General features: G+C 69.0%; 13 protein-coding genes, 15 tRNA genes and 1 pseudogene. 12 read left to right on the plus strand and 17 right to left on the minus strand.

Annotation, left to right across the window (positions count from 1 at the left end; all coding sequences use genetic code 11):
• Window positions 1–12: 12 nt before the first annotated feature.
• Both ACGFY5_RS38735 and ACGFY5_RS38740 read left to right on the plus strand, forming a co-directional pair.
• Window positions 13–726, plus strand: coding sequence for an SDR family NAD(P)-dependent oxidoreductase (locus ACGFY5_RS38735; RefSeq protein WP_392728772.1), 714 nt, complete (start codon window positions 13–15; stop codon window positions 724–726).
• Between the two features lie 178 nt (window positions 727–904).
• Complete coding sequence (locus ACGFY5_RS38740; protein ID WP_392728774.1) at window positions 905–2,722, plus strand: acyltransferase family protein; 1,818 nt, start codon at window positions 905–907, stop codon at window positions 2,720–2,722.
• A gap of 25 nt (window positions 2,723–2,747) precedes the next feature.
• On the opposite strand, the gene ACGFY5_RS38745 is transcribed toward ACGFY5_RS38740, so the two are convergent.
• From ACGFY5_RS38745 to ACGFY5_RS38765, 5 genes are all read right to left on the minus strand, one after another.
• A tRNA-Cys gene (locus ACGFY5_RS38745) sits at window positions 2,748–2,823 on the minus strand.
• A gap of 13 nt (window positions 2,824–2,836) precedes the next feature.
• Window positions 2,837–2,910, minus strand: a tRNA-Arg gene (locus ACGFY5_RS38750).
• A 13-nt stretch (window positions 2,911–2,923) separates the two neighbouring features.
• Window positions 2,924–2,998, minus strand: a tRNA-His gene (locus ACGFY5_RS38755).
• A 1-nt stretch (window position 2,999) separates the two neighbouring features.
• Window positions 3,000–3,072 (minus strand) — tRNA-Val (locus ACGFY5_RS38760).
• Window positions 3,073–3,077: 5 nt separating this feature from the next.
• Window positions 3,078–3,150: transfer RNA gene (locus ACGFY5_RS38765), tRNA-Asn, on the minus strand.
• A gap of 91 nt (window positions 3,151–3,241) precedes the next feature.
• Here ACGFY5_RS38765 and ACGFY5_RS38770 point away from each other — a divergent pair.
• Window positions 3,242–3,601 (plus strand): ClpX C4-type zinc finger protein, encoded by a 360-nt coding sequence (locus ACGFY5_RS38770; RefSeq protein ID WP_392728776.1) that lies wholly within the window; start codon window positions 3,242–3,244, stop codon window positions 3,599–3,601.
• Between the two features lie 8 nt (window positions 3,602–3,609).
• On the opposite strand, the gene ACGFY5_RS38775 is transcribed toward ACGFY5_RS38770, so the two are convergent.
• From ACGFY5_RS38775 to ACGFY5_RS38785, 3 genes are all read right to left on the minus strand, one after another.
• Window positions 3,610–3,683 (minus strand) — tRNA-Ile (locus ACGFY5_RS38775).
• A gap of 11 nt (window positions 3,684–3,694) precedes the next feature.
• Window positions 3,695–3,768 (minus strand) — tRNA-Asp (locus ACGFY5_RS38780).
• A gap of 11 nt (window positions 3,769–3,779) precedes the next feature.
• Window positions 3,780–3,852, minus strand: a tRNA-Ala gene (locus tag ACGFY5_RS38785).
• A gap of 58 nt (window positions 3,853–3,910) precedes the next feature.
• On the opposite strand from ACGFY5_RS38785, the gene ACGFY5_RS38790 reads away from it, so the two are divergent.
• Genes ACGFY5_RS38790 through ACGFY5_RS38800 form a run of 3 tightly spaced genes read left to right on the plus strand, consistent with a single transcriptional unit; the run spans window position 3,911 to window position 6,168 of the window.
• The gene (locus ACGFY5_RS38790; RefSeq protein ID WP_392728779.1) at window positions 3,911–4,408 is read left to right on the plus strand and encodes a flavin reductase family protein; all 498 of its coding nucleotides are present in this window, start codon (window positions 3,911–3,913) and stop codon (window positions 4,406–4,408) included.
• Window positions 4,408–4,806 carry a superoxide dismutase, Ni gene (gene sodN / locus ACGFY5_RS38795; RefSeq protein WP_392728782.1) on the plus strand — a complete coding sequence of 133 codons (399 nt, stop codon included), beginning with the start codon at window positions 4,408–4,410 and terminating at the stop codon, window positions 4,804–4,806. The genes ACGFY5_RS38790 and sodN overlap by 1 nt, the downstream gene beginning before the upstream one ends.
• Before the next feature lie 36 nt (window positions 4,807–4,842).
• A complete protein-coding gene (locus tag ACGFY5_RS38800; RefSeq protein ID WP_392728784.1) occupies window positions 4,843–6,168 on the plus strand; it encodes a radical SAM protein in 1,326 nt (441 codons plus the stop codon).
• A gap of 240 nt (window positions 6,169–6,408) precedes the next feature.
• On the opposite strand, the gene ACGFY5_RS38805 is transcribed toward ACGFY5_RS38800, so the two are convergent.
• The 7 genes from ACGFY5_RS38805 to ACGFY5_RS38835 form a co-directional block, all read right to left on the minus strand.
• Window positions 6,409–6,481, minus strand: a tRNA-Leu gene (locus tag ACGFY5_RS38805).
• 5 nt (window positions 6,482–6,486) lie between these two features.
• Window positions 6,487–6,559, minus strand: a tRNA-Leu gene (locus ACGFY5_RS38810).
• Between the two features lie 5 nt (window positions 6,560–6,564).
• Window positions 6,565–6,641, minus strand: a tRNA-Gly gene (locus ACGFY5_RS38815).
• Window position 6,642: 1 nt separating this feature from the next.
• A tRNA-Phe gene (locus ACGFY5_RS38820) sits at window positions 6,643–6,714 on the minus strand.
• Window position 6,715: 1 nt separating this feature from the next.
• Window positions 6,716–6,789 (minus strand) — tRNA-Arg (locus tag ACGFY5_RS38825).
• Between the two features lie 13 nt (window positions 6,790–6,802).
• Window positions 6,803–6,875, minus strand: a tRNA-Pro gene (locus ACGFY5_RS38830).
• An 86-nt stretch (window positions 6,876–6,961) separates the two neighbouring features.
• Window positions 6,962–7,035: transfer RNA gene (locus ACGFY5_RS38835), tRNA-Trp, on the minus strand.
• A gap of 357 nt (window positions 7,036–7,392) precedes the next feature.
• Here ACGFY5_RS38835 and ACGFY5_RS38840 point away from each other — a divergent pair.
• Window positions 7,393–7,737: a PadR family transcriptional regulator gene (locus ACGFY5_RS38840; RefSeq protein WP_392728787.1), complete on the plus strand. Its 345-nt coding sequence runs from the start codon at window positions 7,393–7,395 to the stop codon at window positions 7,735–7,737.
• On the plus strand, window positions 7,734–8,765 hold the full coding sequence (locus tag ACGFY5_RS38845; protein ID WP_392728789.1) for a GlsB/YeaQ/YmgE family stress response membrane protein: 1,032 nt from the start codon (window positions 7,734–7,736) through the stop codon (window positions 8,763–8,765). The genes ACGFY5_RS38840 and ACGFY5_RS38845 overlap by 4 nt, the downstream gene beginning before the upstream one ends.
• Here ACGFY5_RS38845 and ACGFY5_RS38850 read toward each other — a convergent pair.
• Complete coding sequence (locus ACGFY5_RS38850; RefSeq protein WP_392728791.1) at window positions 8,695–9,171, minus strand: carboxymuconolactone decarboxylase family protein; 477 nt, start codon at window positions 9,169–9,171, stop codon at window positions 8,695–8,697. The genes ACGFY5_RS38845 and ACGFY5_RS38850 overlap by 71 nt on opposite strands.
• A gap of 68 nt (window positions 9,172–9,239) precedes the next feature.
• Here ACGFY5_RS38850 and ACGFY5_RS38855 point away from each other — a divergent pair, with 68 nt between their 5' ends.
• Together ACGFY5_RS38855 and ACGFY5_RS38860 are read left to right on the plus strand one after the other, a co-directional pair.
• Window positions 9,240–9,590 (plus strand): VOC family protein, encoded by a 351-nt coding sequence (locus ACGFY5_RS38855; RefSeq protein WP_392728794.1) that lies wholly within the window; start codon window positions 9,240–9,242, stop codon window positions 9,588–9,590.
• 132 nt (window positions 9,591–9,722) lie between these two features.
• Window positions 9,723–10,253 (plus strand): NUDIX hydrolase, encoded by a 531-nt coding sequence (locus ACGFY5_RS38860; protein ID WP_392728795.1) that lies wholly within the window; start codon window positions 9,723–9,725, stop codon window positions 10,251–10,253.
• On the opposite strand, the gene ACGFY5_RS38865 is transcribed toward ACGFY5_RS38860, so the two are convergent.
• On the minus strand, window positions 10,250–11,047 hold the full coding sequence (locus tag ACGFY5_RS38865) for an SDR family oxidoreductase (protein WP_392728798.1): 798 nt from the start codon (window positions 11,045–11,047) through the stop codon (window positions 10,250–10,252). The genes ACGFY5_RS38860 and ACGFY5_RS38865 overlap by 4 nt on opposite strands.
• Before the next feature lie 95 nt (window positions 11,048–11,142).
• On the opposite strand from ACGFY5_RS38865, the pseudogene ACGFY5_RS38870 reads away from it, so the two are divergent.
• A pseudogene (locus tag ACGFY5_RS38870) lies at window positions 11,143–11,852 on the plus strand (helix-turn-helix domain-containing protein).
• A 76-nt stretch (window positions 11,853–11,928) separates the two neighbouring features.
• Window positions 11,929–12,951: a MerR family transcriptional regulator gene (locus ACGFY5_RS38875; RefSeq protein WP_392729079.1), complete on the plus strand. Its 1,023-nt coding sequence runs from the start codon at window positions 11,929–11,931 to the stop codon at window positions 12,949–12,951.
• Window position 12,952 lies beyond the last annotated feature (1 nt).

A 12,952-nucleotide genomic window follows, 5' to 3' on the forward strand; every position in this document is an offset into this window, starting at 1 on the left:
ACGATCGAAGACATGAGCGAGCAGACAACTGCGCTGGTCACCGGCGCGAACAAGGGCATCGGGTACGAGATTGCGATCGGGCTCGGCGCCCTCGGCTGGCGTGTGGGTGTGGGCGTCCGGAACGACGTCCGCCGCGAGGAAGCCGTCGAGAAACTGCGTGCGGCCGGCGTCGACGCGTTCGGCGTCGCGCTGGACGTGACGTCGGACGCGAGCGTCGCCGCGGCCGTGGGCCAGTTCGAGCGCCTGGACGTGCTGGTCAACAACGCCGGAATCACCGGCGGGATGGCCCAGGAGCCCGGCAACACCGATCTGGACGTCGTGCGGGACGCGATCGAGACCAACGTGCTCGGCGTCATCCGCGTCACCGACGCGTTCCTGCCGCTGCTACGCGCGTCCGCGTCGCCGCGAATCGTCAACATCTCCAGCAGCGTCGGGTCGCTGACCCTGCAGAGCCAGGGCACCGACGCGACCGGTCCGATCGCCATGGCCTACCCGACGTCGAAGACGTTCCTCAACGCCGTCACCGTGCAGTACGCCAAGGCGCTGGCCGGGACGAACATCCTGATCAACCTCGGTTGCCCCGGCTTCGTGGCGACCGACCTCAACGGCTTCCGAGGCCACCGCACGCCGGCGCAGGGTGCGGCGATCGGAGTTCAGCTCGCGACGCTGCCCGACGACGGGCCGAGCGGCGGCTACTACGACGACAACGGTCCTGTTCCCTGGTAACGGATGGTTTCTGCCGTTGCGGTTGCGGCAGGAGCGATGTGGCGGGAGGCTCGCGGGAGTGAGTTTCCGCCACGGTGGCATCGGCGCCGGTGTGGCCATCTTGTGGCCGGGCAGTAACCTGTGAGTTCTCTCAGGAATCACAGCGTTCACTCAGGTACCGAAAGCTTGGAGCTTCCCGATGACGGCTGCCGTCGGCTCGACCGTGCCCGGGACGCGGAAGCGAGAGCTGTACCTGGACGCCTTACGGACCGCCGCCATCGTCCGAGTCGTCACGTACCACACGTTCGGCGGGGCATGGCTGAGCTGGGCTTTCCCTGCGATGGGCGTGATGTTCGCGCTGGCCGGCGGGCTCATGGTGAACTCGCTGGACCGGCAGGACCCGAGCACCGTGATCCGCAACCGGGTACGGCGGCTGCTCCCCGCGCTGTGGCTGTTCGGCGCGGTGATGGTGCCGCTGATGATCTGGGCCGGCGGCAAGATGAGCAGCTGGACCGACTCGGGCACCGGCGAGCCGGTCCCGCTCTGGCACATCGTGTTCTGGTTCGTGCCGCTGCTCGACCCGCCCGGCAACACGTTCGGCGAGAACGCCACGGTGGTGCTCTGGTACCTCCGGACCTACCTGTGGCTGGTCCTGCTCAGCCCGGTGCTGCTCACCGCCTTCCGCCGCGCCCCTGTTCCGACGCTCATCGCGCCGCTGGGTCTTCTCGTGGCCCAGGCGTTCGGCTTCCTACCGACCGGTGACGACGGGCCGATCTGGGCGTTGGTGTCCGACCTGGGCATCTTCGCGCCGTGCTGGATGCTCGGTTTTGCTCATCGCACCGGCGCGCTCAAGCGGTTGCCGAACGTCGCCCTGGGGCTTTTTGTCGTGGTGGCTGCTGCCGGGGCCGTGGCCTGGGTCGTGGCGCACCCGTCGGACTCGTACGACCTCAACGGGATTCCGATCGCTCAGTCGCTGTGGTCGATCGCGGTGATCCTGCCGTTGCTGCGGTTCGCTCCGGACGCGTCGTGGATCGGTCGGACGCCGGTGCTCGGGCGCTTCGTGGCGCTCGTGAACAACCGCGCCGTGACGATCTATCTGTGGCACAACATCCTGATCGATCTGGCGTTCTTCAGCGGTGAGCGGCTGGAGGAGGTCGGGGGTGTGTGGGAGTCCGGGATTTCGACGAACCCGTTCTGGGCCTACGGCACGGTGTGGGTGCTGATCGCTGTCGCGGTGATGGTGTTCGGGTGGGCGGAGGATCTGGCCGCCCGGCGTCGGCCTCGGCTGTGGCCGGTCGGGCCGTCGGCGGGGGAGGTGCGGGAGGCGCAGACCGCCTCCGAGTCGTCCCCACCGGACCCGGTACCGGTGGGCGCGACCGTGCCGACCATGGACGGCCCGTACGTGCCCACCATGGACGGGCCGCGCGTTCCGACGATGGACAGGCCGCGTGTCCCGACGATGGACCGGCCGCGCGTCCCGACCATGGACGGGACGCACGCGCCGACGCGGAGCGAGCCGTACGCGCCAGCCGGCCCCGTGCGGGGTGAGCCTCGCGTGCCGGCCATGGATGCGACATCTGCGCAGGCGCGGAGAGGGCCGTATCCGCCGACGATGGATGGTCCGGCGCGGAATCCGCAGTACGCGCCGGGCCCGCCGCGAAGAGGGCCGGGCGCTGGTGGGCCGCCGCCACGAGGATTCGGCGCTCCAGGCCCACGCCGTCGGTCGCCGAACGGACCCCCACCGCCGGACGCGGCCACACCACACTTCGGGGCCCCCGACGCGGCCACACCACACTTCGGGCACCAGGACCCGCGACGCGTTCCAGCGCAACGAGGACAAACGGGTCCCCACGGCGCACGGCCGCAAGGATCGGGCGCCCCGTACGCGTCGCCGCCACGCCCAGGCAGGGCACACGCCGATGGGAGTTACCCCGGCGACGCGCGCACCGGCGGAGCGCCGGGTGCGGCGCCGGAAGACGAGCTCGGGCAGCGGCGCGGCAGGCACCGCCCGGAATAGAACACCGCACAGCGGATGGCAGCAGAGCCGGAAGCCGGATTCGAACCGGCGCACAGCCGCTTTGCAGGCGGAGCCCTTGGACCAGACTCGGGCATTCCGGCAGGGAAAACTGCGCACCCCCGGGCGGGATCGAACCGCCGACCCCCAGGTTCGGAACCTGGTGCTCTCGTCCGCTGAGCTACGGGGGCAGACAAACACACGTGGGGTGACCGACCGGGATCGAACCGGCACCTCCAGGGTCACAACCTGGCGCTCTCCCATTGAGCTACGGCCAACGTGCCCGCGGACGGATTCGAACCGCCGACCTCCCCGGTGTGAACGGGGCGCTCTCCCACTTGAGCTACCCGGGCTGATGCTCCCCCGGCAGGATTCGAACCTGCACCGTGGCGGTTAACAGCCGCCTGCCCTGCCAATTGGGCGACGAGGGAATGGCGTCCTGGACGGTGCCTTCCGTGGGTTGTCAGGGTTCTCCTGACGCCCTATCGTGTCAGGGAATCCCTGACACCTCCAGGAGGAGCGATGACCGTCGAGCTTCAGATCGCCTGTTCGTTCTGCAGCAAACCGAGCACCGAGGTCGAGAAAATCGTCGCCGGCCCAGGCGTCTACATCTGCAACGAGTGCGTTGCGCTGGCCGCCACCGTCATCGAGCAGAGCGGCGAAACCTCGACGCCACCCCGGGTTCCGATCTGGGAGTCGCTGAGCGACGAGGAGATGCTCAGCCACATCCCCCGCGTCGGCGTACACATCAACTACGCCGAGACCGAACTCCGCTCCTGGGTGCAGGAACTCCGCCGCCGCGGCGTCACCTGGACAAGGATCGGCGAGGCTCTCGGCATCACTCGCCAATCCGCCTGGGAACGCTTCTCCGGCGAAGAATGACCGTCGCGTGTCGTCGGAAGGATTTGAACCTTCTGCCTCCGCGGTATCAGCGCGGCGCTCTCACCGGATGAGCTACGACGACCTCGTACTGCGCGCCCGGTACCGGGTTCGAACCGGCGACCTCCCGCGTGACAGGCGGGTGCTCTGACCTGCTGAGCTAACCGAGCATGAATACGCGTGGACCCGGTCGGACTCGAACCGACCACCTCCCGCTTGCAAGGCGGGTGCTCTCCCTGATGAGCTACGAGCCCGCGACCAGCGTCACACCGGTTTGACCTCAACTTCGGTTGAGGTCCTAGCGTGCTCCCCGTGGAGCGCGCAGCGGTAAAAGAAGTGGTCACCGACGGGATGAAGGCGGCCTTCCGCCGGTACCCGACCGGTGTCGCGGTCATCAGCACGGTCGGCCCCGACGGGCCGGTCGGGCTCACCGCGTCGAGCGTCGCGTCGGTGTCGGTGACGCCACCGGCGCTGTCGTTTTCGGTCATGGGTACGCCGACCGCCCGCGCGATCCTCGCCGCTCCGAGCTTCGTCGTGCACCTGCTCGGCTCGAAGCACGTCGACCTCGCGCACGAGTTCTCGCATCCGGACGGGCGTCGCTTCTCGTCGGACCAAGGATGGGAAGCCCTCCCGACGGGAGAGCCGATCCTCCCGGACGCTCTTGCCGCGCTCCGTGCGGCGCCATTGCACGTCGTCCCGGTCGGCGATTCGACGCTGGTCGTCGCGTCGGTGCTCGAGGTGTTCCACGGCCCGGACGACGGGCGGCTGATCTACCACCGCAAGCAGTTCGTCACCACGGAAGGAATCTGATGATTCGTCTTTTTCGTCCCCGCGCTGTCGCGAGTGCTCACTGTGATCTTCCTTGCGGTGTCTACGACCCGGCGCAGGCCCGCATCGAAGCCGAGTCGGTGCTGGCTATCGTCAAGAAGTACCAGGACAACGACGACCCGGCGTTTCGTACCCGCGCGCTGATCATCAAGGAGCAGCGCGCGGAGCTGGTCAAACACCACCTGTGGGTGTTGTGGACCGACTACTTCAAGGCGCCGCACTTCGAGAAGTACCCGCAGCTGCACGGTCTCTTCAACGAGGCCACGAAGCTCGCGGGGGCCGGCGGCGCGAAGGGGGCTGTGGATACAGCCGTCGCCGAGAAGTTGCTCGTTAAAATCGAGGAGATAGCGAAGATCTTCTGGGAGACCAAGCAGGCCTGACCCGGACGATCTCGTACAACCCGCCCCGGAGGGCGCATGCTTACCCGCACTGATCTCGTCGAAGACCTGATGGGCCGCTTCTCCAACGTGCCCCGAGAAGCGGTCATCAAGGAGGATCTGCTGCGGGGTGGGGTGGCGTTCGACGACTCGGCCCTGACCGACAACGACCAGGGCGACGTCAAGCCGAAGTCGTACTTCATCTTCTCGTTCGACCACCGGACGCTGCCCGAGCTGGGTAGTGCCGCGCTGCGTCGCCCACCGGAGGAGATCGTGCTCACCGGCGGGCCGTACGAGCTGAGGCGCACGGTCGTGTCTGTCCGGGTGAACCCCGCTTCGCCGTACCGCGTCAAGGCCGACGACGACGGCCGCATGCGTCTGTACCTGGACGAGCGGCCGATCGCCGAGGTCGGGCTGCCGCCGATGCCCGACTACTACCGGCACACGCTTCCGAACGGGAAGTCGGTGATGGAGGTCGCGCCCACGATCCAGTGGGGGTACCTCATCTACCTGACCGCGTACCGGCTCTGCCAGTACTTCGGGGCCACCGAGGAATGCCAGTACTGCGACATCAACCACAACTTCCGCCAGCACAAAGCGGCCGGCCGCCCGTACACCAGCGTCAAGCCGACGGACGAGATCCTCGAGGCGCTGGAGATCATCAACAAGTACGACACCGCGAAGACGACGACGGCCTACACCCTCACCGGTGGCAGCATCACGCGGAAACTCAACGGGCTGGCCGAGGCCGACTTCTACGGCAGCTACGCCCAGGCGATCGAGGAGCGGTTCCCCGGGCGGTGGATCGGCAAGGTCGTCGCACAGGCGCTGCCCAAGGCCGACGTCCAGCGCTTCAAGGACTACGGCATCCAGATCTACCACCCGAACTACGAGGTCTGGGACAAGAAGCTCTTCGAGCTCTACTGCCCGGGCAAAGAGCGCTACGTCGGACGCGAGGAGTGGCACCGCCGCATCCTCGACTCGGCTGACGTCTTCGGGCCCCGCAACGTGATCCCGAACTTCGTCGCCGGCGTGGAGATGGCGGCGCCGCACGGCTTCACGAGCGTCGACGAGGCGATCGACTCGACGGCCGAGGGGCTGCAGTACTTCATGTCCCGCGGCATCACGCCCCGGTTCACCACCTGGTGCCCCGAGCCGACGACGCCGCTCGGCAAGACGAACCCGCAGGGTGCGCCGCTGGAGTACCACGTGCGGCTGCTGCAGACCTACCGGGCGGTCATGGAGGCCAACGGCCTCAGCAGCCCGCCCGGGTACGGCCCTCCCGGACCGGGTCGTGCGGTGTTCTCCGTGAGTTCGTTCATGGACAGCCTCCCGGCGGAGCCGGAAGTAGCGGTGACCGCCTAGCGCTGGCGGCGCAGCCGGCCGGCCCCGCGGGCCGGCTGCGCCGAAGCCGCGCAGAACCGCGGACTCCGTGCCCGGAGCGCGATTCGAACGCGCGGGTGGACCTGTGCGGTTGACGGCGTGTCTGGTGCCCGGGGCGCGATTCGAACGCGCGGGTGGACCTGTGCGGTTGACCGCGTGTCTGGTGCCCGGGGCCGCGATTCGAACGCGCGGGTGGACCTGTGCGGTTGACGGCGTGTCTCGTGCCCGAAGCGCGATTCGAACGCGCACTGGCGCGGTTCTGAGCCGCGTGCCTCTGCCGTTGGGCTACCCGGGCGTGCGTGCCCTCGGCGCGATTCGAACGCGCACTGGCGACGTCCTCAACGTCGTGCCTCTGCCGTTGGGCTACGAGGGCGGAAGTGGAGCGGCTGGCCAGCCTCGAACTGGCGACCTCGGCGTTGGCAACGCCGCGCTCTGGCCTGCTGAGCTACAGCCGCGTGCCTCCCGCAGGGGTCGAACCTGCGCCTCGCGGGCTTCAACCGCGTGCTCTGCCGACTGAGCTAGAGAGACGTACCCCCGGACGGATTCGAACCGCCGACCCCCAGATTCGTAGTCTGGTGCTCTGATCCGCTGAGCTACGGGGATGAGTTGCAGTACGTCTGGAGCCCTGGAGTCGAACCAGGTGTCTTCCGCTTCCAAGGCGGACGGGTTGACCGTCTCCCTCGCTCCAGATGCGCCGGGCCTGTCTGCGGCCCGGCGTCTGCCATCCACTGTGCAGTTTTCAAGCGTCATGACCGCCGGCCTGCCGGGGTCGGTGCATGGGTGGCAGGAATCGAACCCGCAACATCCGAATTTGGAAGCCGGCGCTCTACCGAATTGAGCTACACCCATAGCGAATTACAATTTTCGGGCACCATTGACAGGGAACGGGCCCAAAAAGAAACCGCCCGTTCCCGGCTGGGAAGGGCGGCGTTTTCGCAGCGCTGTGCGCTAGCGTCGCCACCGTTCCCGGTGATCGACCGGGCAACCCTCGCCGAACAGCGCGATCCGCTGCCGCGCGATATCGGCGTTGCCCCACATGGCGTGCTCCCTGTCGTCTCCGGTGTTGGTAATGACCATAAAGGCGAGCCTCCGTATCGCCAAGAGAATTAAAGAAGCCATTTCCGAATGCGTCCTGTCGGCCGGGGCGACGGGACGGAGGGGAACCATCGCTAGCGGTATATCTTCGTGGCCGATATATTGGTCGGCATGACGACGCCGTTGCGGGAGCCGACGTTCCTGATACTGACCGCGCTGGCCAGAGAGCCGCTGCACGGATACGGGCTGATCACCGAGGTAGCCGAGCTGTCCGAAGGGCGGATCACGCTGCGGCCGGGCACGCTCTACGGCGCGCTCGACCGGCTCTCCGACGACGGGCTGGTGGCGCGCGACCACGAGGAGGTCGTGGACGGGCGTCTGCGTCGCTACTACCGGCTCACCGACGAGGGCTTGAGCGTGCTCGGCGCCGAGACCGAGCGGATGCGCCGCAACCTTCAAGCCGCGACGGTCCGGCTCAAAGCGTCCGGCTGGGCGCCGGCGGGAGGTCTCGCATGAACGAGCTGGAACGGCGGTACCGCCGGCTGCTGCTCGCCTACCCGGCGGACTATCGCGCCGAACGGGGCGACGAAATCGTCGACACCTACCTGGACACGGTCGAACCCGGGCGGACGCGGCCCAGCGCCCGGGATGCCGTCGACCTGCTGGCCGGTGGCGCACGGCAGCACTTACGAGCGCGCGGGGCGTCCGGGCTGCCGGGCGCGGTGTCGATCGCCGCGGTGCTGGCGCTGGCGACCGGGTCGATGCTCGCCACTATCTGGCTGCTGGCGATCGAGTTCACGCCGGTGCTCGACGACTATGACCTCTCCGGCCCGGCCTGGACTTTCCAGACGTTCGCGGCGTTCGCGTGGATCGCGTGGCTGGCAGCTGCCATCGCGTTCGCCGTTGCGTCCGGCCGCTGGTGCCGGCGGTTGATCGCGGCTTCGCTCGTGCTGATGGTGGCGGCCAAGCCGGTGGGTCTCCTGGCCACCGCTCTGTGGGCGCCGAACGGCTGGTTCAGCATCTCGATGCCGTCGTTCATCGCGCTCGTCCCGCACGCGGCGCTCGGCGTCCTCGCGTTGGCGGTGCCGTCCCGTCCGGGCCGGGTGACGCGGTGGGTGCCCGTGCTCGCGGCGGTCGTGCCGATCGTGCCGGTGCTGCGCCTCGACCTCGCGTACTACTGGTCGTACAACTGGGTCGCGCCGAGCGTCTTCGCGGTGGTGGCGCCGTTGTTGCTGTTCACTGCCAACGCGGTGGGGGCCTGGCTGATGGCGCGCCGGGACCGGCGCGGTTTGTGGATCGGCGTGGTGACGCTGCCGTCGGTGGCGCTGCTCTCGGCCGAACCGCTCATCCAGGTGGCGGCCAGGCTCGACACGAACCTGGCGGTGGGCCTTCCGTTCTGGTTGGAGCGGTCGACGGTCAGCGCGCTGCTGACCGTCGTCACGCTCGGGATCCTCGGGTTGGCGTTCGCGGTCACTAAGCCCCGGCGAACTGGCTCGGACGGTAGCTTCCCGCCGGCTGCCAGACCATCACGTTCAGCCGGTTGAACGCGTTGATCGCGGCGATCAGCGACACCAGCGAGCCGAGTTGGTCGTCGTCGTACTGCTTGGCGGCGTTGGCCCAGACCTCGTCGCTGACGCCACCCGCGGCGTCGGCGATGCGGGTGCCTTCCTCGGTCAGCTCCAGCGCCGCGCGCTCGGCGTCGGTGAAAACCGTGGCCTCGCGCCACGAGGCGACGAGGCAGAGGCGGACGGCCGTCTCGCCGGCGGCAGCGGCGTCCTTGGTGTGCATGTCCGTGCAGAAGCCGCAGCCGTTGATCTGGCTCGCGCGGATCTCCACGAGCAGCTGGGTCGAGGCCGGCACCGCCGATGCTCCGGCGGCCTGGCTGGCCGCGACGAGGCGCTTCATGAAGGTGCCGAGCGTGTTCTCGAAGTTGTTCAAACGGGCGTCCACGGTGTTCCTCCGTCAGCATGTGATCGTTACGCCGCACTGACGAGTGGACTTCCGAGAAGGTAACGCGCATGCCTCAACACCACGCCATCGACTACGTCGAGTTGGGCGTCACCGACCTCGAGCAGGCGAAACGTTTCTACGGGGAGGCGTTCGGCTGGCGGTTCAACGACTACGGGCCGCAGTACGCCGGCATCCAGGGCGCCGGCGGCGAGGTCGGTGGCCTGCGTCTGGACGACAAGGCTCCGACCGGCGGCGGACCGCTCGTCCTGCTCTTCTCGGACGACCTGGACGCCTCCGTGGAAGCGGTGCGCAGGGCCGGTGGGACGGTCGCCGTCGAGCCGTACTCGTTCCCCGGCGGACGCCGCTTCCACTTCGCCGATCCGAGCGGCAACGAACTCGGCGTCTGGGCTGCGTCGTAAGGGCAGCAGTGTCTCCGGCGCCAACTCCACGCGGACGTCCGGCGACGCAGGTAGTCGTGGGCGATGTGCGGACGTCGAGCGGCGGGCCGAAACGCATGGGGCAGCACACCACGTTCGAGCTACGGTGCCGCCATGCTGCTCTCACTGCTCACCGACTACCAACCGAAGGACGACGTCGAGAAGGTCGACCACGCGCGGGCGCTGACGCTGGCCGCCGGCGAAGATCCGTGGTCACGCAGCACGCCGGTGCACATCACTGCGTCGGCGCTGGTGGTCCACCCGCCCACGAAGCGGGTGCTCCTGCGGTGGCACGCCCGCCAGCAGGCCTGGCTCCAGGTCGGCGGCCACGCCGACCCCGGCGAGACCCACCCGCTCGAGATCGCGCTCCGCGAAGGACGCGAGGAGGCGGGCCTCACCGACCTGGTCAGCTGGCCCGACGCCGGGCTGCGTCACGTCGTCGTCGTGCCGGCGGCCGCGGGGAAGGGCGAACCGGCCCACGAGCACATCGACGTGCGGTTCGTCCTCGCGACGGACTCTCCGGACGACGTCCGCCCGGAGAAGCCCGACGCGAAGCTGGAGTGGCTGAGCGTCTCCGAGGCGACCGCACGCACCAGCGAGCCGAACCTGCGGGAATTCCTGGCCCGCGTCGGCGAGCTGTTCTAGACGTCAGCCTCGACCGACGCCAACCGGGCCCGGAGCGCGGTGGTCACTCCTTCGTACGAATCGGACCCCAGCACGAGTCGCAGCGGCGCCGGCTCCCGGGTAGCGCTCGCGATGATCTCGGCCGCGATCTTCGCAGGGTCTCCGGGGAGGAGGTCGGTGTTGCCCTGCACCCCGCGCACGAACGCGGCCGGTGTCCCGTCGTACACCGCCAGCGGTGTGCCCATCTGCAGGCTGCCGCCGGCGAAGGCGGTGCGGGCGCCGCCCGGTTCGACGAGCGTCACGCCGATGCCGAAGGGGGCGACCTCCGGCGCGAGCGCCTCGAAGAAGCCTTCGACGCCCCATTTGCTCGCGTGGTACAGCGACGCCCCCGGATGCGCGGTGAGACCTGCAACCGACGACAGTTGGATGATGCGGCCACCGCCCTGGGCGCGCAGGTGCGGGAGCGCGGCCCTGGCCGTCTGGATGGAGCCGAGCAGGTTCGTCGCGATCTGGTGCCGCACCTGCTCGTCGGCCAGCTCTTCGGCTGCGCCGAACAGCCCGTAACCCGCATTGATGACGACGACGTCGATGCGGCCGAGGGCGGCGAACGCGGTGTCGACCACCGTGCGGACCGCCGGTAGGTCGGTGACGTCGAGGTGCCCGAGCCAGAACTGGTCGCCGTACTTCTCGCGGAGATCGTCGACCGAGCCCTCGCGCCGGACCGTGCCGGCGACCCGGTCGCCGCGGGAGAGCAGCTGCTCGGCCAGCTCCCGCCCGAAGCCGCTGTTGACGCCGGTGATGAACCAAGTTGTCATGTCGACGATGCTCCGGCCGCCGGGCGGATCGTGGCAGTCCGTGGTGTTCCTGGTAGGCGGTGTCCTGGTAGTAGGGGGACATCTACGGTGGAAACATGGACAACGCGCTCGGGGACTTCCTCCGCGCCCGGCGGGAGCTGGTCACGCCTGCTGAGGTGGGCCTGCCGCCCGGCAACGGCCTGCGCCGGGTGCCCGGTCTGCGCCGCGAGGAAGTCGCGATGCTCGCGGGCATCAGCGCCGAGTACTACCTGCGGCTCGAACAGGGCCGCGACCGCCATCCGTCAGCTCAGGTCGTCGATGCGATTGCTGCAGTTCTGCAGTTGGACGCGGAGAGCACGGCGTACCTGATGGCGCTGACCGCCCCGAAGTCGCGCCGCGTTCCGGTGGTGCAGCACGAGCGTGTGCCTGCGAGCCTTGAACTCCTGCTCCGGACGATCAACGTGCCCGCAATCGTGTTCAACAGGTACGGCGACGTGCTGGCGGCCAACTCGTCGGCGCAGGAGCTGTCGCCGGGCATGGTGCCCGGTACGAACCGGCTGCGGTCGCTGGCGACGAGCGCCTGCACGCGCTGATCGCCGAGCTGTCGCTGGAGAGTGAGCGGTTTCGGCAGCTGTGGGCACGCCATGACGTCCGGACCGCGGGCGAGGGCTCGCTCGTCATCCGCCATCCGCGCGTCGGGGAGCTCGAGCTGTACACCGAGAAGTTCTTCGTCGCGGGCAACCTCGAGGCCCTGTTCCTCCACGCCGAACCCGGCACCCACTCGGCCGACGCCTTGACCAGACTGGTCGCGGCGGAACGGTCTTGACCTTCCCCGAAGGGGAGGGCTGAGCCTGACTCGTGCCGGGCGCCCACCGCGACCGGCGCGAGGAGGAACGGTGACCGTGGGGCTGTACACGATCGGAGAGTTCGCCCGGGCGGCCGGGCTGACGGCGAAGGCGTTGCGGCTCTACGACGAGTCGGGGCTGCTGCCGCCGGCAGCGGTCGACCCCGAGTCGGGGTACCGGTTCTACGACCCGGCGCAGCTCGCCGCCGCGGAGCTCATCGTCGAGCTGCGGCGGATCGGGATGCCGCTGGCCGAGATCCGCACGGTCTGCGCGCTGGACGCTCCGGCGGCGGCCGAGGCGGTCAGCGCCTACTGGGACCGAGTGGCGGCGCAGACCGCTGACCGCGCGCACACCGCAGCCCTCCTCGTCGAAAAAATGTCAGGGAGGACTGCCATGATCGCTTTCCGTTCGGCTTCCGCGTGCGAGGCCGGAAAGGTCCGGACCACCAACGAGGACGCCGCCTACGGCAGTGAGCGGCTGCTCGCTGTTGCCGACGGCGTGCGCGGAGAAGGAGGTGCCGCGGCCAGTGCCGCTGCCATCGAGGCGCTGAAGCCGCTGGAGTCTGGTGTCGGTTCGGCGGTGGAGGTGCTGACGCAGCTGGCCGAGGTCGACCGTGCGGTGCGCGCCGTGTCGGAGGGCGCGGCGACCACACTGACCGCCGTGCTGCGGTCGGGTTCGCGGCTGGCGTTGGTGCACGTCGGTGACACGCGTGCCTACCTGGTGCGGGGCGAGGACCTGGTGCAGCTGACCACGGATCACACGTGGGTGCAGTCGCAGATCGACCAGGGGAAGCTCGACCTGGCCGGGGCCGCGGCACACCCGGATCGGGCGTTGCTGACCCGTGCGCTCGGGGTGGGGGACCACGAGGCCGATTTCGCGGTCCGTACCGCGGTGGCCGGTGACAGGTATCTGCTCTGCAGCGACGGGCTGTCCGCGGTGGTCGACCGGGCGCGTCTGCACGAGGCCGTGAGGTCCGCCCCCACCCCGGAACAGGCGGTGACGGACCTGCTCGAACTCGCCCACGAATCCGGCGCCCCGGACAACATCGCCTGCGTGGTAGCAGACGTCGTGACTGCCTGAT

Origin of the sequence: Cryptosporangium sp. NPDC048952 (assembly GCF_043197895.1) — a bacterium.
Taxonomy (GTDB): domain Bacteria; phylum Actinomycetota; class Actinomycetes; order Mycobacteriales; family Cryptosporangiaceae; genus Cryptosporangium.

What these genes read in the sequence shown, in the direction of transcription:
- ACGFY5_RS38800 (WP_392728784.1), top strand. Translation starts at nt 4,843, where the DNA reads ATGCTTACCCGCACTGATCTCGTCGAAGACCTGATGGGCCGCTTCTCC.
- ACGFY5_RS38845 (WP_392728789.1), top strand. Translation starts at nt 7,734, where the DNA reads ATGAACGAGCTGGAACGGCGGTACCGCCGGCTGCTGCTCGCCTACCCG.
- sodN (WP_392728782.1), top strand. Translation starts at nt 4,408, where the DNA reads ATGATTCGTCTTTTTCGTCCCCGCGCTGTCGCGAGTGCTCACTGTGAT.
- ACGFY5_RS38855 (WP_392728794.1), top strand. Translation starts at nt 9,240, where the DNA reads ATGCCTCAACACCACGCCATCGACTACGTCGAGTTGGGCGTCACCGAC.
- ACGFY5_RS38770 (WP_392728776.1), top strand. Translation starts at nt 3,242, where the DNA reads ATGACCGTCGAGCTTCAGATCGCCTGTTCGTTCTGCAGCAAACCGAGC.
- ACGFY5_RS38740 (WP_392728774.1), top strand. Translation starts at nt 905, where the DNA reads ATGACGGCTGCCGTCGGCTCGACCGTGCCCGGGACGCGGAAGCGAGAG.
- ACGFY5_RS38865 (WP_392728798.1), bottom strand. Translation starts at nt 11,047, where the DNA reads ATGACAACTTGGTTCATCACCGGCGTCAACAGCGGCTTCGGGCGGGAG.
- ACGFY5_RS38735 (WP_392728772.1), top strand. Translation starts at nt 13, where the DNA reads ATGAGCGAGCAGACAACTGCGCTGGTCACCGGCGCGAACAAGGGCATC.
- ACGFY5_RS38860 (WP_392728795.1), top strand. Translation starts at nt 9,723, where the DNA reads ATGCTGCTCTCACTGCTCACCGACTACCAACCGAAGGACGACGTCGAG.
- ACGFY5_RS38840 (WP_392728787.1), top strand. Translation starts at nt 7,393, where the DNA reads ATGACGACGCCGTTGCGGGAGCCGACGTTCCTGATACTGACCGCGCTG.